Source organism: Nocardia asteroides (assembly GCA_019930625.1).
Classification (GTDB): Bacteria; Actinomycetota; Actinomycetes; order Mycobacteriales; family Mycobacteriaceae; genus Nocardia; species Nocardia sputi.
This window is the reverse complement of sequence record CP082844.1, coordinates 419,604-439,736: the sequence shown is the minus strand read 5'-3', so window position 1 is coordinate 439,736 and position 20,133 is coordinate 419,604. Positions and strand designations below refer to the sequence as shown.

The 20,133-nt window shown below is 69.3% G+C and carries 19 protein-coding genes; 8 read left to right on the top strand and 11 right to left on the bottom strand.

What is annotated here, in order from left to right:
- Positions 1–3: 3 nt before the first annotated feature.
- Complete coding sequence (locus K8O92_02030; GenBank protein ID UAK32823.1) at positions 4–678, bottom strand: class I SAM-dependent methyltransferase; 675 nt, start codon at positions 676–678, stop codon at positions 4–6.
- 138 nt (positions 679–816) lie between these two features.
- On the opposite strand from K8O92_02030, the gene K8O92_02025 reads away from it, so the two are divergent.
- Positions 817–981 carry a hypothetical protein gene (locus tag K8O92_02025; GenBank protein UAK32822.1) on the top strand — a complete coding sequence of 55 codons (165 nt, stop codon included), beginning with the start codon at positions 817–819 and terminating at the stop codon, positions 979–981.
- Positions 982–1,028: 47 nt separating this feature from the next.
- On the opposite strand, the gene glpD is transcribed toward K8O92_02025, so the two are convergent.
- From glpD to K8O92_02010, 3 genes are read right to left on the bottom strand one after another with little or no spacing between them, the layout of a single operon-like run.
- Positions 1,029–2,708 carry a glycerol-3-phosphate dehydrogenase gene (gene glpD / locus K8O92_02020; protein UAK32821.1) on the bottom strand — a complete coding sequence of 560 codons (1,680 nt, stop codon included), beginning with the start codon at positions 2,706–2,708 and terminating at the stop codon, positions 1,029–1,031.
- Positions 2,709–2,757: 49 nt separating this feature from the next.
- A complete protein-coding gene (glpK, locus tag K8O92_02015) occupies positions 2,758–4,278 on the bottom strand; it encodes a glycerol kinase GlpK (GenBank protein ID UAK32820.1) in 1,521 nt (506 codons plus the stop codon).
- Between the two features lie 37 nt (positions 4,279–4,315).
- Positions 4,316–5,131 carry an aquaporin family protein gene (locus K8O92_02010; GenBank protein UAK32819.1) on the bottom strand — a complete coding sequence of 272 codons (816 nt, stop codon included), beginning with the start codon at positions 5,129–5,131 and terminating at the stop codon, positions 4,316–4,318.
- 260 nt (positions 5,132–5,391) lie between these two features.
- Here K8O92_02010 and K8O92_02005 point away from each other — a divergent pair, with 260 nt between their 5' ends.
- The 3 genes from K8O92_02005 to K8O92_01995 all read left to right on the top strand — a co-directional run bounded on the left by K8O92_02005 (position 5,392) and on the right by K8O92_01995 (position 8,637).
- The gene (locus K8O92_02005; protein UAK32818.1) at positions 5,392–6,156 is read left to right on the top strand and encodes an IclR family transcriptional regulator; all 765 of its coding nucleotides are present in this window, start codon (positions 5,392–5,394) and stop codon (positions 6,154–6,156) included.
- Positions 6,157–6,204: 48 nt separating this feature from the next.
- A complete protein-coding gene (gene glpK, locus K8O92_02000; protein UAK32817.1) occupies positions 6,205–7,722 on the top strand; it encodes a glycerol kinase GlpK in 1,518 nt (505 codons plus the stop codon).
- A 99-nt stretch (positions 7,723–7,821) separates the two neighbouring features.
- The gene (locus K8O92_01995; GenBank protein ID UAK35382.1) at positions 7,822–8,637 is read left to right on the top strand and encodes a DUF72 domain-containing protein; all 816 of its coding nucleotides are present in this window, start codon (positions 7,822–7,824) and stop codon (positions 8,635–8,637) included.
- A 52-nt stretch (positions 8,638–8,689) separates the two neighbouring features.
- Here the strand turns inward: K8O92_01995 and K8O92_01990 are convergent, their stop codons facing one another.
- The 3 genes from K8O92_01990 to K8O92_01980 all read right to left on the bottom strand — a co-directional run bounded on the left by K8O92_01990 (position 8,690) and on the right by K8O92_01980 (position 11,004).
- Positions 8,690–9,238 carry a YceI family protein gene (locus K8O92_01990; GenBank protein UAK32816.1) on the bottom strand — a complete coding sequence of 183 codons (549 nt, stop codon included), beginning with the start codon at positions 9,236–9,238 and terminating at the stop codon, positions 8,690–8,692.
- A 69-nt stretch (positions 9,239–9,307) separates the two neighbouring features.
- Positions 9,308–9,913 (bottom strand): FMN reductase, encoded by a 606-nt coding sequence (locus tag K8O92_01985; protein ID UAK32815.1) that lies wholly within the window; start codon positions 9,911–9,913, stop codon positions 9,308–9,310.
- Positions 9,910–11,004 (bottom strand): LLM class flavin-dependent oxidoreductase, encoded by a 1,095-nt coding sequence (locus tag K8O92_01980; GenBank protein ID UAK32814.1) that lies wholly within the window; start codon positions 11,002–11,004, stop codon positions 9,910–9,912. Before K8O92_01980 ends, K8O92_01985 begins: the two co-directional genes overlap by 4 nt.
- Positions 11,005–11,415: 411 nt before the next feature.
- Between K8O92_01980 and K8O92_01975 the strand changes: the two genes are divergently transcribed.
- Positions 11,416–11,784, top strand: coding sequence for a hypothetical protein (locus K8O92_01975; protein UAK32813.1), 369 nt, complete (start codon positions 11,416–11,418; stop codon positions 11,782–11,784).
- A gap of 362 nt (positions 11,785–12,146) precedes the next feature.
- Here the strand turns inward: K8O92_01975 and K8O92_01970 are convergent, their stop codons facing one another.
- Positions 12,147–13,055, bottom strand: a complete 909-nt coding sequence (locus K8O92_01970) for a cutinase family protein (GenBank protein ID UAK32812.1) — start codon at positions 13,053–13,055, stop codon at positions 12,147–12,149.
- Between the two features lie 224 nt (positions 13,056–13,279).
- Positions 13,280–13,876: a TetR/AcrR family transcriptional regulator gene (locus tag K8O92_01965; protein ID UAK32811.1), complete on the bottom strand. Its 597-nt coding sequence runs from the start codon at positions 13,874–13,876 to the stop codon at positions 13,280–13,282.
- Positions 13,877–13,986: 110 nt separating this feature from the next.
- Here K8O92_01965 and K8O92_01960 point away from each other — a divergent pair, with 110 nt between their 5' ends.
- A complete protein-coding gene (locus tag K8O92_01960; GenBank protein UAK32810.1) occupies positions 13,987–15,006 on the top strand; it encodes a crotonase/enoyl-CoA hydratase family protein in 1,020 nt (339 codons plus the stop codon).
- Between the two features lie 133 nt (positions 15,007–15,139).
- On the opposite strand, the gene K8O92_01955 is transcribed toward K8O92_01960, so the two are convergent.
- On the bottom strand, positions 15,140–17,707 hold the full coding sequence (locus tag K8O92_01955; GenBank protein UAK32809.1) for an MFS transporter: 2,568 nt from the start codon (positions 17,705–17,707) through the stop codon (positions 15,140–15,142).
- A gap of 9 nt (positions 17,708–17,716) precedes the next feature.
- Positions 17,717–18,214, bottom strand: coding sequence for a MarR family winged helix-turn-helix transcriptional regulator (locus tag K8O92_01950; GenBank protein ID UAK32808.1), 498 nt, complete (start codon positions 18,212–18,214; stop codon positions 17,717–17,719).
- A gap of 168 nt (positions 18,215–18,382) precedes the next feature.
- Here K8O92_01950 and K8O92_01945 point away from each other — a divergent pair, with 168 nt between their 5' ends.
- Together K8O92_01945 and K8O92_01940 are read left to right on the top strand one after the other, a co-directional pair.
- Complete coding sequence (locus K8O92_01945; protein ID UAK35381.1) at positions 18,383–19,159, top strand: APH(3'') family aminoglycoside O-phosphotransferase; 777 nt, start codon at positions 18,383–18,385, stop codon at positions 19,157–19,159.
- Between the two features lie 240 nt (positions 19,160–19,399).
- Positions 19,400–20,062 carry a hypothetical protein gene (locus K8O92_01940; protein ID UAK32807.1) on the top strand — a complete coding sequence of 221 codons (663 nt, stop codon included), beginning with the start codon at positions 19,400–19,402 and terminating at the stop codon, positions 20,060–20,062.
- Positions 20,063–20,133 lie beyond the last annotated feature (71 nt).

Sequence of the window (20,133 nt, the reverse complement as noted above, 5' to 3'; positions counted from 1 at the left end):
GGCTCAGAGGCGGCGGATGCGGGCCAGCCACGCGGCGGCGTCGACCCGGCCCGTCTCGGAAACCTCCAGGGCCGCCGCGTCCTGGGCCACCAGGTCGGTGACCCGGCCGCGGTACCGTGCCAGTCGCAGGTCCGCTACTGTCCAGCCCTCGCGGAAGGACTCCAGGATCAGCGTGTCGCTGATTCGCGGGCCGAATCCCGGCTCGGCATCGGAGAGGGCGAGGACATACACCGTGCCGCCCGGCTTGCAGACCGCGTGCAGACTGCGGACGTACGCGGCGCGCGCCTCGTCCTCGGTCCCGAAGACATGGAACAGCGCGCTGTCGACGACGGTGTCGAACGCGGGCGCGGAGCCCGGCGGGTCACCGGCGAAATCCGGCCGGTCACCGAGCGCGAGCGCGTCGGCCACCTCGAACGCGGCGGCGGGCACACCCTGCGCGGCCGCATTGGCGCGCGCGTAGGCCACCGCGCTCGGCGACATATCGATCCCACGCACGTCGTAACCGAGCCTGGTCAGCAAAATGGTGTGCTCACCGGCGCCGCAGCCGGGATCGAGGACGCGGCCGCTGATACCCCCTTCGCGCTCCAAGGCCACGATGGCGGGTTGCGGTTCACCGATCACCCAAGGTGCGGTGTCGTTGTCGTAGACGGTATTCCAGAAATCCGCTGGACGAGTCATGGAACCACTGTCCATCCTCAACCCCACTCGAGGTCAACCGCCACGCCCTCGAAGTGCGCTTTTCGCGTGAGGTGCGCGACCGGACGTGCGTGTGGATCAGGTCTGCGTCGCGGCGGCGTGGGTGGGTACGCGCGCGGTATGAGCACACCGAATCTCGATCCGACGACGGCGGAGTCGATGCAGCAGGACGCGGATTTCGCCGACGAGCACACCAAGCTGACGCATGCCGACGAGCACCCCACCGGAGAAGAGCTCGAGACCGACGAATCGACCCCGCGCGGGCACAGCGGATCGGACGAGTAGCCCGGCGTGGCACGGTTGCGCGCGGGAACCGTGCCACGTCGGCGGGCTCAGACGACGGCGACCAGCCGTGCGGCGTTGGCGGACACGTCGTCGGCGGCCTGGTTGGCGGCCAGTTCGGCGTGCACCCGGTGGCCGTACCGGGTGATCTCGCGTTCGGTCGCCGCGCCGTCCCAGCCGAGGTGGGCGCCGATCAGCCAGGCCACCTCGGCGGCGGCGGCCAAGCCGCGGTCGGCCGCTTCGATGGAGATGCGGGTGCGGCGGGTGAGCACATCGTCCAGATGCAGAGCTCCCTCGTGCGTCACCGCGTACACCGCCTCCGCGCCCAGGTACTCCGGAGCGCCGGTGAGCGGCTTGCCCAGTTCCGTTTCGCGGGCGATCAGGTCGAACAGGTCGGTGATCGCCGAGCCGTAACGGCCGAGCAGACGCTCGACCGTCGCCCGGGGCAGGCCCGCGCGCTGCGCCAAGCTGTCCAGGTCGGCGGCGAGTTCGTGGTAGCCCACCGCGCCGAGGATCGGCAGGTGCTCGGTCACCGAAGGGGCGACCGCACGGCCGAGCCCGGCCACCGCAGCGTCCACGACGTCGGCGGCCATCACCCGATAGGTGGTGTACTTACCGCCCGCTACCACGAACAGACCGGGCGCCGGTTCGGCGACCGCGTGCTCGCGGGAGAGCGTGGCGGTGTCGGCCGACGCGCCGGACAGCAGCGGCCGCAGCCCCGCGTAGGTCCCGACGATGTCGTCGCGGGTGAGCGGTTCGCGCAGCACTCGGTTGACGTGGTCGAGCAGGTACCGCACGTCGGCGTTGCTGGCGGCGGGGTGGTCCTTGTCCAGCGACCAATCCGTATCGGTGGTGCCGATGATCCAGTGCCCGCCCCACGGGATGACGAACAGCACGCTCTTCTCGGTGCGCATGATCAGGCCGGTGTCCAGATTCAGGCGGTGGCGCGGCACCAGGATGTGCACGCCCTTGGACATCCGGACGTGGAACGGGAACTCGACGCCGGTCATCCGGTTCATCTCGTCGGTCCACACCCCCGTGGCGCTGATCACCCGGCGCGCGCGGACGGTGTGCACCCGGCCGGTCTCCAGGTCGGTGACCTCCGCGCCGACGACGCGCTCGCCGTCGCGCAGCAGCCCCGTCACTCTGGTGCGGGTGAGCACGGTGGCGCCGTGCTGGGCCGCGGTGCGGGCGATCATCATCGTGTGCCTGGCGTCGTCGACCTGCGCGTCGTAGTACCGGATGGCCCCGGTCAGCGCGTCCTCGCGCAGCGCGGGCGCCAGCTCCAGCGCGCGTGTGCGCGACAGGTGCCGGTGCATCGGCAGCGCGCGTGCGCCGCCGATGGTGTCGTACAGGGCGACGCCCGCGCCGATGTAGGCGCGTTCCCACACCCGGTGCCGCAGCGGCAGCAGGAACGACACCGGGCGCACCAGGTGCGGTGCGAGCCGATGCAGCAGCAGGCCGCGTTCTTTCAGCGCTTCTCGCACCAGCCAGAAATCGAGCTGCTCCAGGTAGCGCAGCCCGCCGTGGATGAGCTTGCTGGAGCGGCTCGAGGTGCCCGCGGCGAAGTCCCTGGCCTCCACCAGGGTCACGGTCAGGCCGCGGGAGGCGGCGTCGAGGGCCGCGCCCGCTCCGACCACCCCGCCACCGATGACGAGCACGTCGATCTCGGCGTCGCCGAGGGAGTTCACCGCGCGGGCGCGGTAACGGGAGTCCAATCGTGCGGACACAGCGGTATCTCTCCTTGTTTCGGTGTTACGGGTAGGTCGGCGTCGCCCCTCATTCGTCGACGTCGATCCAATCGAGGGTGCGGGCGACGGCCTTCTTCCAGCGCGCGTAGCCGCGCTCGCGCTGCTGCTCCGACCAGGTCGGGCTCCAGCGTTTGGCTTCGTTCCAGTTCTGTTCCAGTTCGTCGGTGTCGTTCCAGAAGCCGACCGCCAGGCCCGCCGCGTAGGCCGCGCCGAGCGCGGTGGTCTCCGCGACCACCGGACGCGACACCGGCACGCCGAGGAAGTCGGCCTGCAACTGCATGCACAGCTCGTTGGCGGTGACGCCGCCGTCCACCCGCAGCACATCCAGTCGCACGCCGGAGTCGGCCTGCATCGCCTCGACCACGTCGCGGGTCTGATAGCAGATCGATTCCAGCGTCGCCCGCGCCAGATGGGCGTTGGTGCTGTAGCGGGACAGGCCGACGATCGCGCCGCGCGCGTCCGAACGCCAGTACGGCGCGAACAACCCGGAGAACGCCGGGACGAAGTACACCCCGCCGTTGTCCTCGGCCTGCCGGGCCAGCGATTCACTCTGTGCCGCGCCGGAGATGATGCCCAGCTGGTCACGCAGCCACTGCACCGCCGAGCCGGTCACCGCGATCGAACCTTCCAGCGCGTACACCGGCTTCTCCGCACCGAACTGGTAGGCGACCGTGGTCAGCAGCCCGTGCTGCGACCGAACGATCTCGGTTCCGGTGTTGAGCAGCAGGAAGTTTCCGGTGCCGTAGGTGTTCTTCGCCTCGCCGGGCCGGAAGCAGACCTGCCCCACGGTGGCGGCCTGCTGGTCGCCGAGCACGCCGGACAGCGGGACCGCGCCGCCGAACGGGCCGTCGGGGCGCGTGGTGCCGAACAGATCCGAGTTCGCCGACGGCGCGATCCGCGGTAGCATCGCGCGCGGCACCCCGAACAGCGACAGCAGCTCCTCGTCCCAGTCCAGCGTCTCCAGGTTCATCAGCATGGTGCGGCTGGCGTTGGTCGGATCGGTGACGTGCACGCCGCCGTCGACTCCGCCGGTCAACTGCCACAGCAGCCAGGTGTCGGTGGTGCCGAAGAGCGCGTCACCGCGTTCGGCGTCCGCGGCCACCCCGGGGACGTTGTCCAGAATCCAGCGCAGCTTGCCGCCGGAGAAATAGGTGGCCGGCGGCAGGCCCGCCTTGCGCCGGATGGTGTCACCGTGCCCGGCCCGCTCCAGCTCGGCGGCGATGCGATCGGTGCGGGTGTCCTGCCAGACGATCGCGTTGCAGTACGGCCGCCCGGTCCTGCGGTTCCACACAACCGTGGTCTCGCGCTGATTGGTGACGCCGACTGCGGCCAGATCGCTCGCGTCGAGATCGGCTTTGGTCAGCGTGCTCTGGATGACAGCACGGGTGCGCTCCCAGATCTCGGTCGGATTGTGCTCGACCCAGCCGGGGCGCGGCAGAATCTGCTCGTGTTCGAGCTGATGGCGGGCGATCTCGTTGCCACTGTGGTCGAACACCATGAAACGGGTGCTCGTGGTGCCCTGGTCGATTGCGCCGACGAACTTGCTCATCGAGGTCCTTTCGGAACGTGCTGTCGCGGAGGAGGATTCAGAACAGGAATTGGGCGGCCAGACCGGCGAGCGCACCGCCCACCAGCGGCCCGAGCACCGGCACCCAGGCGTATCCCCAGTCGGAGTCCTTGCCGTGTGTCGTCGCGTCGGCCTCGGGAGATGCGACCGGTCCGGAGTCGCCCGCGCCCACCGGCACCAGGACCGCATCCGCGGGGGCGGGCTTGCGCACCGGCAGCAGCGCGTGTGCCAAGCGCGGACCCAGGTCGCGCGCGGGGTTGACGGCGTACCCGGTCGGGCCGCCCAGCGAAGCGCCGATGCCGACGACCAACAGTGCCGCGGCGGCCGGGCCGAGCCCGCTCGGCGTGTGGCCGAAAGTCAGGATGACCAGGACGAGCGTGAACGTGCCGATCACTTCGGTGGCGAAATTCCAGCGTAGGGCGCGGATCGCGGGACCGGTGGCGAAAACGGCGAGCTTCTTCTCCGCGTCGGTCTCCGCGTCGAAGTGGCGTTTGTAGGCGACGTAGGCGATCGTCGCGCCGACGAACGCGCCGGAGAATTGGCCGCTCAGATAGGCGAGCGTCGCGGAGCCGGAGATCGCGATGCCGGGGGCGAACTCCTCCGCGCCGCTGAACAGGATGCCGATGGTGACCGCGGGATTGAGGTGGCCGCCGGTCTTGTAGGCGACGTAGACGCCGGCCAGGACGGCGAACCCCCATCCCACGTTGATCAGCAGCCAGCCGCCGTCCAGTCCTTTGGACTTGGTCAGCAATACGTTCGCGACCACGCCGACCCCGAGCAGCACCAGCACTCCTGTGCCGAGCGCTTCGCTGAGAAAGATCGAGCCGAAGTTCATCGTTGAGCCTCCGTTCACCCCGCTGGCCGCGGACGCGACCGTGCGTGTCACTGGAAATTACGGCGGAATGCCGGGCCCGGATACTGCCGCCGTTCGACAATGTCGAACGCCTCGACTGGTTGCCGTAAGGCGGGGCCGCTACCGTCCGACCGGTCAGGAGGATGTATGGCGCAGCTCACACCTGGTTTCACTGATGTTGCCCAGGTATTACCAACCGTTCGACATTGTCGAATCGCCACCTGGAGGATAGGTTTCCCGACATGCCGGGTGCGATCCAATCGATCGAGCGGGCGGCGGCCGTCCTACGGCTGCTGGCCCGAGGTTCCGGCCGTCTCGGCGTCGCCGACATCGCGGGTGCGCTCGAGCTGCCGAAACCGACCGCGCACGGCATCCTGCGGACGCTCCAGGGTGTCGGCTTCGTCGAGCAGGACCCGGCGACCGGCAAGTATCAGCTCGGAGCGGCGCTACTGCATCTGGGCACCAGCTACCTCGACGCGAACGAATTGCGCTCCCGCGCGATCAACTGGGCCGACGCGCTGGCGGCTCGCACGGGCGAGTCGGTGCGGATCGGCGCGCCGATGGACGGCGCTGTGGTCGTGGTCCATCACGTATTCCGGCCGGACAACACCGAACAGGCGCTCGAACTCGGCGAGCTCCTGCCGCCGCACGCCACCGCGCTGGGCAAAGTCCTGCTCGCCTACGACATCGACTTGGCCGCGGCGGTCCGCCGCGGCGAACTGGCCCCGCTCACACACCGCACTCTCATCGACCGTGTCGCGCTCACCAGGGCGCTCGCCGGTGTGCGGCAGGCCGGATGGGCGGGCGATACCGGGGAATTCCGGACGGGCGAGGCGGGTATCGCGGCGCCGATCCGGGCGCCCGGTGGCCTGGTGGTCGGCGCCATCGGCATCACCGGTGCGGTGGACCGGCTCTGTGACGCCCAATTGCGGCACCGGCCCGCACTGGTCGGTCAGGTGCTCGACGCCGCTCGCGCGGTATCGCGGGATCTCGGTGCGGGCCACTGAGATCGGTCCGGCCGGCGACCGGCGGATTTCGACGAGGAGCGGGCGAGCGTGAAGCAGCGTTACGTGCTGGCGATCGATCAGGGCACCACCTCGACCCGGTGCATCCTGTTCGATCAGCGCGCCCGGCTGGTCGGCGTGGCCCAGCGGCCGCACCGGCAGCATCACCCGCGGCCGGGGTGGGCCGAGCAGGACGCGCTGGAGATCTGGCGCAACGTCGAGCGGATCGTGCCGCAGGCGTTGCGGGATTCCGGCGTCGCCGCCGACCGGATCGCCGCGCTCGGCATCGCGAACCAGCGCGAGACCACCGTGGTGTGGGATCGCCGCACCGGCACGCCGATCGGGCGCGCCATCGTATGGCAGGACGTGCGGACCGACGAACTGGTCCGGGAACTGGAGCGCGAGCCGGGCGCCGACCGGATCCGCGAGCGCTGCGGTCTGCCGCTGGCCGGCTACTTCGCGGCGCCGCGGCTGCGCTGGATGCTGGATTCTGTACCCGGTCTGCGCGAGCGCGCCGAGCGGGGCGAGGTGCTGTTCGGCACCATGGAGACCTGGCTGATCTGGAACCTCACCGGAGGTCCCGACGGTGGCCTGCACCTCACCGACGTCACCAATGCCAGCCGCACCCTTCTGATGAACCTCAGCACCCTGACGTGGGACGACGAACTGCTGAATTTCTTCGGTATTCCCGCTCGGATGTTGCCGCGCATCCAGCCTTCGACCGCGTCCTACGGCATGACCCGCCGGGTGGTCCCCGGCATCCCGATCGCCGCCGCCCTGGGTGACCAGCATGCCGCGTTGTTCGGCCAAACCTGCTTCGCGCGCGGCGAAACCAAGTGCACCTACGGCACCGGCGGGTTCTTGATGATGAACACCGGAAGCGAGCTGGTGCGGTCCGAGCACGGCCTGCTCACCACGATCGGCTACCAGATCGGACCGGAGCCGGTCTACGCGCTGGAGGGGCCGATCGCGGTCACCGGTTCGCTCGTGCAATGGGTGCGCGACAACATCGGGCTGGTCACCAGCGCGCCGGAAATCGAAACCCTCGCGCGCACAGTCGAAGACAACGGCGGCTGCTACGTCGTGCCCGCGTTCTCCGGCCTGTACGCGCCGCATTGGCGCGGCGACGCCCGCGGCCTGATCGCCGGACTGACCTCCTATGTCACCAAGGGGCACATCGCCCGAGCCGTGCTGGAGGCAACCGCCTGGCAGACCCGTGACGTGGTGGAGGCGATGAACGCCGACTCCGGCCTCCAGGCCGCGACCCTGCGCGTGGACGGCGGCATGACCTCGAACAACCTGCTCATGCAGATCGTGGCCGATGTCCTGGACGTTCCGGTGCTGCGTCCGTTCGTCGCCGAAACCGTGTCGCTCGGCGCCGCGTACGCCGCGGGCCTGGCCGTCGGCTACTGGCCGGATCTGGAAGGGCTGCGCAACAATTGGCGACTGGCCGCCCAATGGGTTCCGCGAATGGACGCGCAGTTGCGCCAGGACGAGTACGAGAACTGGAAGCGCGCCGTCGAGCTGACCTTCGGCTGGGTTCGGCCGCGGAAGCGTGCGCGGCGGTGAGCCCGGAGCAGGGCCGGGTGCCGCCGGAGTGAGCGACCGGCTCCGGTGTCGGGAGGGTGGGTTAGCGTCGAGAACATGCGGCTGAACGTGGGATGTGCGATGTGGACGCACGCGGCTTGGCAGGAACGGCACCTTCCGCCGGGTGAGCGACTGCGCTGGTACGCCACCTGGTGCAACGCCGTCGAGGGCAATACGACCTTCTACGCGACGCCGTCGCGGCGAACGGTGGAATCCTGGGCGGCTCAATGCGATCCGTCGTTCCGCTTCGTACTGAAGCTGCCCAAGCCGATCACCCATGAACGCAGGCTGTCCGGCGTCGAGGAGGAGCTGAGGTCTTTCCTCGCCGCGATGGAGCCGCTCGGGGAGCGCATCCACGCGCTGTGGGTGCAGCTGCCCGGCTCGTTCGGCCCGACGGATCTCGGTGCGCTTGCCGGATTCCTGCGTCAGGCGCCGCGCGCCTACCGGCTCGCCGTAGAGGTCCGGCATCCCGCGTTCTTCGCCGACGAGCAGGCGGTACACCGGCTCGAACACGTGTTGTCCCGGGTCGGCGCCGAATGGGTTCCGTTCGACACCACCGTGCTCTTCGACGGTCCGCCCACCAGCGCGGCCGAACAGGAAGCGGCGTCGAAGAAGCCGCGGGTGCAGCGCCGGATGCGCGCACTGACCGAATACCCGATCGTGCGCTACCACGGCCGCGACGACGTCGAGCGGACCGTCGAGGGTTGGCGCCCGTGGGTCGGCATGGTCGCCGAATGGTTGCGCGAAGGCCGGTCGCCCACGGTGTTCGTGCACACGCCGGACAATGCCGGTTCGCTCGAGCTGGCCCGTCGCTTCCACGACGAAGTCCGCGCCCGGCTGCCCGAGATCGACCCGCTGCCCGACCCCGCTCCGGCCGAACCGATGACCCTATTCTGAGGAAAAAAACGGTCCCGCAGGAGCACCGAACTCCTGCGGGACCGTCGAGAACTCAGGACCGCAGACCGACCTCGACCTCGAGGGTGAGCGTGATCTTGTCGCCGATCACGGCGCCGCCGTCGGGCAGCGGCATGTCGATGGTGATGCCGAAGTCGCGGCGATTGATCACGGTCTTGGCTTCGAAGCCCGCGACCGGCCCTTGGCCCATGCCGGGGTTCACACCGAGGAATTCCACGTCCAGCGACACCGGCTTGGTGACGCCGCGGATGGTGAATTCGCCGTCCACCACGAAGTCCTCGCCCTTGACCCGGAATCCGGTGGACTTGAACGTGGCCACCGGGAACTGCTCGGCCTGGAAGAAGTCCGCGGTGCGCAGGTGGGCGTCACGCTGTTCGTTGTCGGTGGTGACCGAGTCGACCCGGATCTCGGCCTCGGCCGAGGCGCTGCCGTCCTCGGCGATGACCAACCGGCCGGAGAAGTCGGTGAACCGGCCGCGCACCTTGCTCACCATCAGGTGGCGTACCGAGAAGCCGAGGGTGGAGTGGGCGGGGTCGATGACCCAGGTGCCCGCGGTCAGGGTGTTCGTGGTCGTGGTCGACATGGCGTTCTCCTCAAATGGTTGATTTTTGAACTAGTTGGGTAGGGATGGCGCCGGGTGATCGCGAAAAGCTCAGTGGGTGCCGAGCATTTGCGCGAACGGTACCGGCTCGTCGTACGGATCGGCGGCGCGCGCTCGTGGGGTGGTGGTCAGCATGGCGGCGAACTCCCCGGCGGCGCGGTCGATTCTGCTACGCAATCCGCCCGCCGCCGCGGACGCCCAGTCCTCGGACGCCGCGTACACGGAGGTGGGCGCGACCACCGCGTGCAGATAGCTGAACATCGGACGCAGTGCGTGCTCCAACGCCAGCGAGTGGCGTGCCGAGCCGCCGGTCGCGCCGAGCAGCACCGGCATCCCTGCCAGCGCGTCCGGTTCCAGTACGTCGAAGAACGTCTTGAACAGGCCGCTGTAGGAGGCGTTGAAGATCGGCGTGACGGCGATCAACCCGTCGGCGCTGGACACGCTGTCGATCGTCGCGCGCAGAGTACTGGGGGCGAATCCGGTGAGCAGGTTGTCGGCCAGATCGCGGGCGTGCTCACGTACTTCGACGACGTCGAATGTCACATCCGCACCGGACGCGGTCAGTGCCTCGCCGGTGGCGGCGGCGAGCCGATCGGCGAGCAGCCGGGTCGACGAGGGCTGGGACAGGCCCGCGGAAACGATCGCGATGCGGGTCATCGGGTCGCCTCCAGGGCGGCGTCGCGGGCGGCGACCAGGCTCGCGTGCGTCGGCGCGTCCGGAACATGCGCCGGGCGCAGCGCCGCGAATTCCTTGCGCAGCACCGGGACCACCTCTCCGCCGAGTAGGTCCAGTTGTTCCAGCACGGTCTTCAGCGGCAGCCCCGCGTGGTCCATCAGGAACAGTTGGCGCTGGTAGTCGCCGAAAGACTCCCGGAAGGTGAGCGTCTTGTCGATGACCTCCTGTGGGCTGCCGACGGTGAGCGGTGTCTGCTCGGTGAACTCCTCCAGCGAGGGGCCGTGCCCGTACACCGGCGCGTTGTCGAAGTAGGGACGGAACTCGCGTACCGCGTCCTGTGAGTTCTTGCGCATGAACACCTGTCCGCCGAGCCCGACGATCGCCTGGTCGGCCGACCCGTGACCGTAGTGCTCGTAGCGCTGCCGATACAGCGCGATCAGCCGCTGGAAGTGTTCTTTCGGCCAGAAGATGTTGTTGGCGAAGAATCCGTCGCCGTAGTAGGCCGCCTGCTCGGCGATCTCCGGGCTGCGGATCGAGCCGTGCCACACGAACGGCGCTACGTCGTCCAGCGGGCGCGGCGTCGAGGTGAACGACTGCAACGGCGTGCGGAACTTGCCCTCCCAGTCGACCACGTCCTCGCGCCAGAGCCGGTGCAACAGGTGGTAGTTCTCGATCGCCAGCGCGATGCCGTCGCGGATGTCCTTGCCGAACCAAGGGTAGACCGGTCCGGTGTTGCCACGGCCGAGCATCAGGTCCACCCGTCCCTCGGACAGGTGCTGGAGCATGGCGAAGTCCTCGGCGATCTTCACCGGATCGTTCGTCGTGATCAGCGTCGTCGCGGTGGAGAGTTGGAGCCGCTCGGTGCGCGCCGCGATGTAGCCGAGCATCGTCGTCGGCGACGACGGCACGAACGGCCGGTTGTGGTGCTCGCCGGTGGCGAACACGTCCAGCCCGACCTCTTCGGCCTTGCGCGCGATCGTCACCATGGCCGTGATGCGCTCGTGCTCACTCGGCGTCCGGCCGGTCGTCGGGTCGGTCGTCACATCACCGACCGTGAAGATTCCGAACTGCACGACGCCTCCTTCGTTCCCAGTCTGACTCATTTTGGTGGATATGGCAACCAATGCAACCGTAGGGGGTTTGCGGGTATTCCCGGTGTGGTGGTGTGGTCGCTGCTCGGGGCTCCCGTACCCCGGTGGTGGCGAGCCCGGCTGGATTCGGGTAGCCGACTACGCGCGATTTTCGGTGCCGTGTCCGCAGAATCGGTCGCCACGGGTTTGGACCCACCGGAGGCTGAAGGGATTCGTATGACTGATTATCGCGATTGGTTGGCGCCTGCTCCTAATCCGGAGCCGCCGTTGGACAGTTGTCGCGGCGCCGAGGCGCGGAGCGCGCCGCGCGATCCGGCGGTCGCTCGGGCGCTACCGTGCCGGCCGCGACCGCGCGCGGGCTCCGGGCGGGCGAGAGCGGGTGTACGCGGAGCGGTGCGTCGCGGGCATGCGTCCGCGACGTCTATCGAGAATGAGACACGGGCGCAGGCATGCCGGTTCGCCGAGTCGGCGGTACGAATCGTCCTCGAGGTGCTCGACCGCAGGCGACCGGTGCCACAACTCGCCGTGGTCGCCGACGCCACGGTCGTCGCCGCGGTGCGCACGTTGATCGGCGCCGGTCTCGTGCCGGGCAGCGCTCTCGGTGCGGCGGTGCCGATCCGGGTGAGCGTGGTCCTCATGAATGCGCGGACCGCCGAGGTCTTCGCCGCGTACGGCCGCGGCAGTCGTCGTTTCGCCTTGGCGGCGCGCATCGTCCGGACCCGCTCTGCCGGCTGGCGGCTGACGGCCCTGCGCATCCGATGACGCGGCCCGAAGCGCTCAGCCGAGCTGAATGGGTCGGCGCGCCATGTCGGACCAGTACCCGGCAGCCGTGCACCAGGACACGGCCCTCGACGTGTCAGCGCAACCCGCGCGCCAGTACCACCCGCTCGATGTGGCGGCCTCGGCCCCGCCGATGACGATGCGCGACGCGCCTCTCCCGCGCCGCGTGCGACGAGCACGGCGCGAACGGATCGGCGCGTGGAGGGGCGAGCGGGCCGCCGGCGCTGTGCGCCCGCAGTCCAGCAGCACGGCCGAGTCGCTGAGCGGCCAGCACCTCCGCGGCCCCTCCACAGGGCGCCGTCGCGGACGGGGTGGGGAGGTCGCGCGCCGGCTCGCCCGCTGACTCAGGCCAGCGAGGCCAGCCAGTCGTGCATCCACGACAGGGCGGTAGCTCCGCCGCCGACGGGGTAGCTGCCGTAGGCGGTGTGCGCCTCGGAGCGGTAGAACTCGTCCAGCAGCCGCGCGCGTTCCTGGTTGGCCGACTCCGACAGCTGGCTCTGCAGCACCGGGAGTCCGCCGTTGGACATCAGATCGCCGACGATGGCGCCCATTTCGAGCTGGTAGCGCCAGAGATAGGCCGGGTCGGGATAGGAGGTCTGGGCCAGGAAGCCCGCGAAGCGGGTCACGAAATCGTCGGAGGCCGTGGAGCAGTAAAGGTCGCCGATCGCGCAGATGGTGCGGGTTTGCGGGGTGAGGAAACCGAATCCGCCGATGCGCGGGCCGCCCGCTCCCGCGCCGCCCACCGGCGGGCCGACCAGCGCATCAGTGGGGGAGCGGCGTGGGTCGGACAGGAGTCCGACCGCGACAATCCGATGCGGTGGCACCACGCCGATGCCGGTGCCGATCTCGGCGGCGAGATCGCCCGCGGCGTCCGCACCCTGGCTGTAGCCGAGCAGCGCGATCTTGGTCGCACCGCATTCCCTGGCCATCGCCGCGATCAAGCCGCGGGCATTGTCCACGGCTTCGCGCTTGGAAGCGCCATAGACGTCGCTCTCCCAGGGGAACGCGGTCGCGGCGTAGCTGACGTAGTCCACGCGCACCGAGGGCGGCAGGCCATTGGTGACTCCGGCCAGCATCCCGGGCCCGGGTCGCTCGTTGTCCGGATGGTCCGTGGTCTCCCATGTTCCCGGGATCGCCACGACGTACATGCTCGGACAGTCCGGTGTGGCGAGGGCGGGTCCGCTGCCCGGTCCCACACACGACAGCGCCATCGCCGTGATACCGATGGCCGCCGAGATCCACTTCGATCGCATGGCGTTTGCTCCTGGTAGTCCACGCGCCGCAGGCGCTCCCCGGCAGGAATCGGCCTCCGCCGGAGCCGTGCGGTGGTCGAACCCGGCCCCGTCGAAGGCTGCATTGAGACTCGCTGGTCTCAAAGTGCAGCCAGGATAGCGAGAGTGTGGGAGACAGCACAATCGAGTGGATGAGTGACGCGCATCACAGCGGATTGAGTCACGGCGGCGCTTGATGATTGCTATCAGCCTTGTGTGAGCAAGACGTTCATGGCCTGCGCCCATTGATCGATGGTTGCCGTGGCGGCGCGCTCGGTGGTGCGCAGTGGGCGGGACATCGCGGTGCCGCGCAGTATCGCGATGGTGAGATCGCGAACGGCCGGATAGCGCGGATGGGCGACAATGTCCGGATCGAACAGGGTGTCCACTACGCGGTGCAAGTCGCGCCCGGCTTTTCGTTCGGCCGCGCGCAACGCCTCGGCAAGCGCGGGATCGGTCCGCGCGGCCGCCCACAGTTCGAATTCGGCTTGTGCCGCCGGCCGGGCCATCGACTCGTACAGGGCGGTCAAGGCGCGCACGGTGGGATCGGCCCCGGCGCCGAGTCCGGTCGCGACTTCGCGAACGGCCGCCTCGTTTCGCGCGACCAGATGGCCGACCAGTTCGGCGATCAACGCGCCGATGGTCGGGAAGTGATGCAGCAGCGCTCCGCGGCTGACACCGGCCGCGCGCTGCACGGACAGGGTGGACAGTGCCCGGTATCCCTGCTCGGCCAGCAGGTCGGCGGCGGCCTCGAGGATGCGAACCCGGGTCGCCCGCTTCTGCTCCTCGCGCACTCCGGCCATCACCGTCTCCCTCCGTCCACGGCGACATTTTCACAGTCAATGTTGACTGTCAAATGGTCGGTGCACCAGACTGCGAAGACAGGTGCCGGACGACGTCGAAGGGAACAGCGATGACCGACAGTGACATCCAGGCCGATGACGGTGCGGGCGCGTGGTATCACGATTGGACGGAGACGCCGGATTCGCCGTGGACGGGCCGCCCGGAGCCGGACGCCGCGCGCGAGTACCGGACACTCACCTACGAGCGAGACGGCCGTATCGCGCGCATCACCTTCAACCGCCCGGACAAGGGCAACGCCATCACCCCCGACACCCCGCAGGACCTGGCGCACGCGGTCGAACGCGCCGATCTGGACCCGCGGGTGCACGTGATCCTGTTGTCCGGGCGCGGCAAGGGATTCTGCGGGGGATACGACCTGAGCCTGTTCGCCGAGCAGAGTTTCGCGGTGGCGGGCGGTCCCGGCGACGCGGCGGGGACGGTCGTCGACCCGGTGGTCCAGGGCCGCAACCACGACCCGGCGCGGACCTGGGATCCGATGATCGACTACGCGATGATGAGCCGGTTCAATCGCGGTTTCGCCAGCCTGATGCAGGCGAACAAACCGACCGTGGCCAAGCTGCACGGCTTCGCGGTGGCGGGCGGCAGTGACATCGCCCTGTTCGCCGACCAGATCATCTGCGCCGACGACGCCAAGATCGGCTATCCGCCCACCCGGGTCTGGGGCGTTCCCGCGGCGGGAATGTGGGCGCATCGCCTCGGTGACCAGCGCGCCAAGCGCCTGCTGTTCACCGGGGACTGTCTCACCGGAAAACAGGCGGTCGAATGGGGCCTGGCGATCGAATCCTGGCCCGCCGACGAACTCGACGCGCGCACCGAGGAATTCGTCGCGCGCATCGCGCGCATGCCGATCAACCAGCTGATGATGGCCAAACTGGCGCTGAACTCGGCGCTGTACGCCCAGGGAGTGGCGAACTCCGGCATGATCAGCACCGTCTTCGACGGCATCTCCCGGCACACCAGGGAGGGCTACGCCTTCCAGGAGCGGGCCGTCACCGCGGGCTTCCGCGCGGCCGTCCGGGAACGCGACGAACCGTTCGGCGATCACAAGCGGCGTGGGGCGCGGGAGTGAGCCGCTGCTGATCGGACATCCTCGTGCGAGGGCGGCGGCCGCGTCCGGATGCCGTCGGATCGAGAGACCACCGGCGCAGGAGCACGCCGGGAGCGGTGATCGATCCGCCCGCGCCCGGCGTCCTTCCAGCGGCTCAGTGGATGGGCGGCGTCTTTCCGGTTTCCTCGTCCTCGAGGTCGTAGCCGAGCCGCACGTCATGAGCGACTTCGCCGCCGCTCACCGTGATCCGGCTGGTCACCGGGGGGTAGCCGCGCGCAACGACCGTGTAGTCGCCTTCGGCGAGATCCGTGACGACATAACGCCCGTGCTCGTCGGTGCGGGCCGTCGCGGTGGGCACGCCCGCCGCGTCGAACACGCTGATCTGCACGTCCGAGACCGCCCGCCCGTCATCCGACCACGCCGATCCGGCCAGCACCGCCATCGGCGCGAGCTCGATGTCGTGGTGCAGCAGCCCGCTGTCCGGCACGGTGAGCGCGGTCGCGCTGGGCCGCATGTGCTCGGCGACCGCGACCAGGGTGTAGGTGCCGGGTACCACGCCGTGGCACACATAGGCGCCGTCGGCCGCCGCGCTCGCGGATCTGACGACCTCACCGTCCAGGTCGGTCAGTGTGATGGTCGCGCCCGGCAGCGGTTCGCCGAGGGTGCCCGACCGGACCACGCCGGACACCTCGCCGGAGCCGAGCAGCGTGATGTCGACCTGCTGCGGCCGCTCGCCCACGACGACATTGACCGCCGCGGGCTGGTGCCCGGCGGCCGACACGATCAGCACGTAATTGCCCGCGTCCGGCGCCCCGAGGAGGTAGCCGCCGTCCGCGCCGCCGCTCGTCCGGGCGGCTTGCCGTCCGTGGTGGTCGATCAGGGTGAGCGCGGCAGCGGGTACCGCGCGGCCGTCTTCGCGATGGACGTAGCCGCCGAGTGAGCGGCCTTCGTACTCCGCGCCGTCGAAGTTCGCGCGTGGCTCGCGCCGGTGCGCGCCGTTACCCGCGGGATCGCCCGAGGCGTAACCGCTCGCCGCCGCGGCGAGTACCGGCTCCGGTTCCGACAGCGCCCGCGCGGCGCCTTCCCAGACTTCATCCGCGTCCCAGTGCGATCCGGCGGCTTCCGTCTCCTCGATCGGTGCCTGCGCGACGGGCACGGGATCGTCGCGCAGCGGAATCTCTTTCATGAACAGCAGCACGAAGCAAGCGAGCAGCGCGACTCCGGCCGCCGCGTAGAACACGCCGTGCATGGAGTCGGTGAAGCCGGTGAGGATGGGCGCCTTCAACTGCTCGGGCAGCGCCGCGATGCCGCTGGTGTTGGCCTGCATGGCGCTGAGCTGGTCGGCGCCGAAGCCGGGCGGTAGCTCGCCGCCGAACGCGTCGATGATCCGGTGCGGCAGCAGGTTGAACAGGATCGTCAGGAACACCGCGACGCCGAGCGTGCCGCCCATTTGCCGGAAGAACGTGGCCGACGCGGTGGACACGCCCATGTCCGAACGGGGTCCGGCGTTCTGCGCGGCGATGATCAGCGTCTGCATGCAACAGCCGAGCCCGAAACCGACCACGCCGCCGTAGGCCAAGGGTTGCCACAGCGGGCTGTCGTAGTGCACCTGCGCGTACAGCAGCGCGCCGACCGCGACGATGAACGTGCCCGCCACCGGCAGGATCTTGTAGCGACCGGTCACCTTGGTGATCCGTCCGGCCAGCTGTGAGCCGATCGTGATGCCGAGTACCAGGGGAAGCATCAGCAGACCGGCTTTGGTCGGCGAGTAGCCGCGCACTACCTGGAAATACTGCGGGACCATGGTGATCGCGCCGAACATCGCGACGCCGACGATGAACCCGCCCACGATGGTGACGCTGAAGGTCGAATTCCTGAACAAGCGCAACGGGATCAGCGCCGAATCCTTCATCAGGAACTCGACCAGGACGAACAGCAGCAGGCCGGCCGCCCCGATGCCGTAGCACAGCAGCGACCGCTGCGCGGACCATCCCCAGTGACGCCCCTGTTCGGCGACGATCAGCAGCGGCACGACGCCGATCGCCAAGGTCAGCGCGCCGAACCAGTCGATCCGGTGATTCTGGCGCTGGTGCGGCACGTTGAGCACTTTGGCCACCACCAGCAGGGCGAGCAGGCCGACCGGAACGTTCACCAGGAACACCCACCGCCAGCCTTCGATGCCGCCGAGCTGTTCGTAGTCGGAGAAGAAGCCGCCCAGCACCGGGCCGAGCACCGTCGCGGTACCGAAGACCATCATGAAATAGCCCTGGTAGCGCACGCGTTCCCGCACGGGGACGATATCGCCGATGATGGTGAACGCCAGCGACATCAATCCGCCCGCGCCCAGGCCCTGGAACGCGCGGAACGCGGCGAGCTGGTACATCGACGTGGCGAAAGTGCACGCCACCGACCCGATGACGAACAGGCCGATGGCGGTGAGATAGAAGGGCTTACGGCCATAGATATCGGCCAGTTTGCCGTAGAGCGGCGTGGTGATCGTCGCGGTGATCAGGTAAGCGGTGGTCGCCCAGGCCTGTTCGTCGAAACCGTGCAGGCTGTTGGCGATCCTGACGATCGCGACGCTGACGATGTTCTGGTCGAGGGCGGCCAGGAACATGCCGAGCAGCAACCCGGACAGGATGGTCAGGATCTGCCGGTGGGACAGTGACGTGTCCGCGCCTGCGTCCGGGTTCCGCGGAGCCCGGGTGGTGGAATTCGTCATGGATGGGCCCTATTTCGGATCGGCTGGGTGTCGGGGAGTGGTCTCTATTCCTGCGGTGAGCCGGTCGAGCAGAGCGGTCAAGGTATCGCGGTCCGGTGCGGGCCAGTCGGCCAGGATGCCCGCCAGCCACCGGTTGCGCAGCGCCCGGTTCTCCTCGAAGACGCGAACGCCCTCTTCGGTGGCCGCCAGCACGCACGCACGGCCGTCGACCGGGTCGGCCCGACGCTCCACCAAGCCGTGCGCCACGAGCGATCTGCTCTGTCTGCTGATGGTCGAAGCCTCGGCGTGCAGCAGCTCGGCGAGTCTGCCCGCGCGCTGTGGTCCTTCGTGCACCAGGCAGAACAGCACGGAGTAGGCGAGTCGCTCCAGCCCGTCCGGCCCGGGCCGGGCAGGCTGCCACTTCGCCCGGTTGAGAGCGCGCATGAACCGGACCAGCCGCTGACCGAGTTCGTCGGCGGCCGCGAGTTCGGCCGCTGTGACCGGGCGCTCGCGAGCGGTTGCGGACATGGCAATCACCTCGACGTTCCCCACCGGCAGATTTGTTTGGCAACGACAACTAGTTGCTTTTGGCAACTATACATCTCGGTTGCCAGAGGTCTGCGAGGTGGGTCACTCCCGAGCCGCGTTGCTACCGTCGATGGCGTGTCCGAGTCGCTCGTCCGCTTCCGCGCCGCCTTGCCGCCCGACCGCCGATGGGAGCCGGTCGTCGGCGGGGAGTCCGACGCCGTGGTGTTCCGGTCCGCCGACGGCGCCCGTTATGCCAAGTGCGTCGATCCCGGTGGGGTCACGGCGCTGGAGTTGGAGCGGGACAAAATCGCCTGGCTCGGCGGCTACGGTATCCCCGGTCCCCAGGTGCTGGACTGGCGGACCGGCGACGGCGGCGCCTGCCTGGTCACCAGCGCCATCCCCGGCGTGGCCGCGGACGCTGTCGGCCCCGACGCTCTCACGCGCGCATGGGAGTCCATCGCGGACGCGGTGCGACGCCTGCACGATGTGCCCACCGGAGAGTGCCCGTTCGACCGAGGCTTGGCGCGGATGTTCGCGATCGCCCAGGATGTGGTGGCCCGGGGTGCGGTCCATCCCGAATTCCTCCCCGAGGAGCAGCAGGACACCCCGCCCACCGTCCTGCTCACCAGGCTGGCCACCGAGTTGGCGCCGAGGATGATCCAGGAGTCCGTCGAAGCCGTGGTGTGTCACGGCGATCTGTGCCTGCCCAACATCGTCCTCGACCCGGACACGTACACGGTCGCGGGTTTCATCGACCTCGGCCGCCTCGGTGTCGCCGACCCGTACGCCGATATCGCTCTCCTGCTGGCCAATTCGCGGGAGTCATGGCAGGACGAGCGGCGCGCCGAACACGCCGACCGGGCCTTCGCCGACCGCTACGGCATTGATCTGGACGCCGAGCGTCAGCGTTTCTTCTTGCATCTGGACCCGTTGACTTGGGGTTAGCCGGGGCATATCGCGGGCTCGGCCGGCACGGGCGGGCGTGACTGCGAGCGCACCGACCGTTCGGTCCTGATAAACCGGTGTTTCTGTGCTCCGGGGCAGCTGGGCGTGGTTCGGTCTTGTCTGTTGAGCATTTGACCGACAAAATCCAGGGAAATATGCAATGTTGTTATTGCGCAACGGCATTGAGAGGGAACCCACGGTGGCCGAGTAGGCACCGGTAAAAGGGGGTGCGGCGAGATCATGTCGTCGAACACATCCGGGCCCGGCGGCCGACGCGCCCGCCCGGGCCAGGTCCGGGCCGAACGTGTGCCCACGTGGCCAGGGATGCTCTCCGCCCACGAGCCGCCGTCCCACCGGCGCGGGGCGCCGCGCGCTCGCCGCCGCGCTCGTCGCGGCCGACGACGCGCTTGGCTGGTCGGAGGTGTCGGGCTGGCCGCCTCGCTCGCTGCCGCCGCGCTGGTCCTGGTCTACACGGGCGCGGCCTCCGCGCCACGGCAATCGGCCACCGTGGCCGACCCGGTGCTGGGCGGCGGCCCCGGCTGCGAGCCGACGCGCGGCGAACAGCTGGTACGCGGCAACGGAACCGGCTCGACGGCCTCCGGCGCGGAGGTGATCCTGGCCTTCCAGCATGCCTACTATGTGGCTCGCTCGGGCGCGGTCGCGCGATCGCTGACGGTGCCCGACGCCGCGGTACCACCGGTGGGCGTGATCGACGCGGGCATCGCCTCGGTACCAGCGGGAACCCAGCACTGCGTCATGATCACCCCCATGCTCGACGGGCGCTACGACGTGGTGATCACCGAGTTGCGGCCCGACTCCGCCAACCGCACCTATCGTCAGTTCGTCACCGTGGCCACCGTCGACGGCAAATCCACCATCATCAAGATCGCCGCGCCGAACTGAGCCGCCCAGCGCGGTGACTGCCGCGGACCGGCGAGCCGGACGGCTCGACGCTCGAGACGCGACCGCCGACG

Excerpts from the sequence above, each read along its gene's own strand:
- K8O92_02030 (UAK32823.1), bottom strand. The coding sequence starts at position 678 with ATGACTCGTCCAGCGGATTTCTGGAATACCGTCTACGACAACGACACC.
- K8O92_02025 (UAK32822.1), top strand. The coding sequence starts at position 817 with ATGAGCACACCGAATCTCGATCCGACGACGGCGGAGTCGATGCAGCAG.
- glpK (UAK32820.1), bottom strand. The coding sequence starts at position 4,278 with ATGAGCAAGTTCGTCGGCGCAATCGACCAGGGCACCACGAGCACCCGT.
- K8O92_02010 (UAK32819.1), bottom strand. The coding sequence starts at position 5,131 with ATGAACTTCGGCTCGATCTTTCTCAGCGAAGCGCTCGGCACAGGAGTG.
- K8O92_02005 (UAK32818.1), top strand. The coding sequence starts at position 5,392 with ATGCCGGGTGCGATCCAATCGATCGAGCGGGCGGCGGCCGTCCTACGG.
- K8O92_01995 (UAK35382.1), top strand. The coding sequence starts at position 7,822 with ATGTGGACGCACGCGGCTTGGCAGGAACGGCACCTTCCGCCGGGTGAG.
- K8O92_01990 (UAK32816.1), bottom strand. The coding sequence starts at position 9,238 with ATGTCGACCACGACCACGAACACCCTGACCGCGGGCACCTGGGTCATC.
- K8O92_01985 (UAK32815.1), bottom strand. The coding sequence starts at position 9,913 with ATGACCCGCATCGCGATCGTTTCCGCGGGCCTGTCCCAGCCCTCGTCG.
- K8O92_01970 (UAK32812.1), bottom strand. The coding sequence starts at position 13,055 with ATGCGATCGAAGTGGATCTCGGCGGCCATCGGTATCACGGCGATGGCG.
- K8O92_01965 (UAK32811.1), bottom strand. The coding sequence starts at position 13,876 with ATGGCCGGAGTGCGCGAGGAGCAGAAGCGGGCGACCCGGGTTCGCATC.
- K8O92_01960 (UAK32810.1), top strand. The coding sequence starts at position 13,987 with ATGACCGACAGTGACATCCAGGCCGATGACGGTGCGGGCGCGTGGTAT.
- K8O92_01955 (UAK32809.1), bottom strand. The coding sequence starts at position 17,707 with ATGACGAATTCCACCACCCGGGCTCCGCGGAACCCGGACGCAGGCGCG.
- K8O92_01950 (UAK32808.1), bottom strand. The coding sequence starts at position 18,214 with ATGTCCGCAACCGCTCGCGAGCGCCCGGTCACAGCGGCCGAACTCGCG.
- K8O92_01940 (UAK32807.1), top strand. The coding sequence starts at position 19,400 with ATGTCGTCGAACACATCCGGGCCCGGCGGCCGACGCGCCCGCCCGGGC.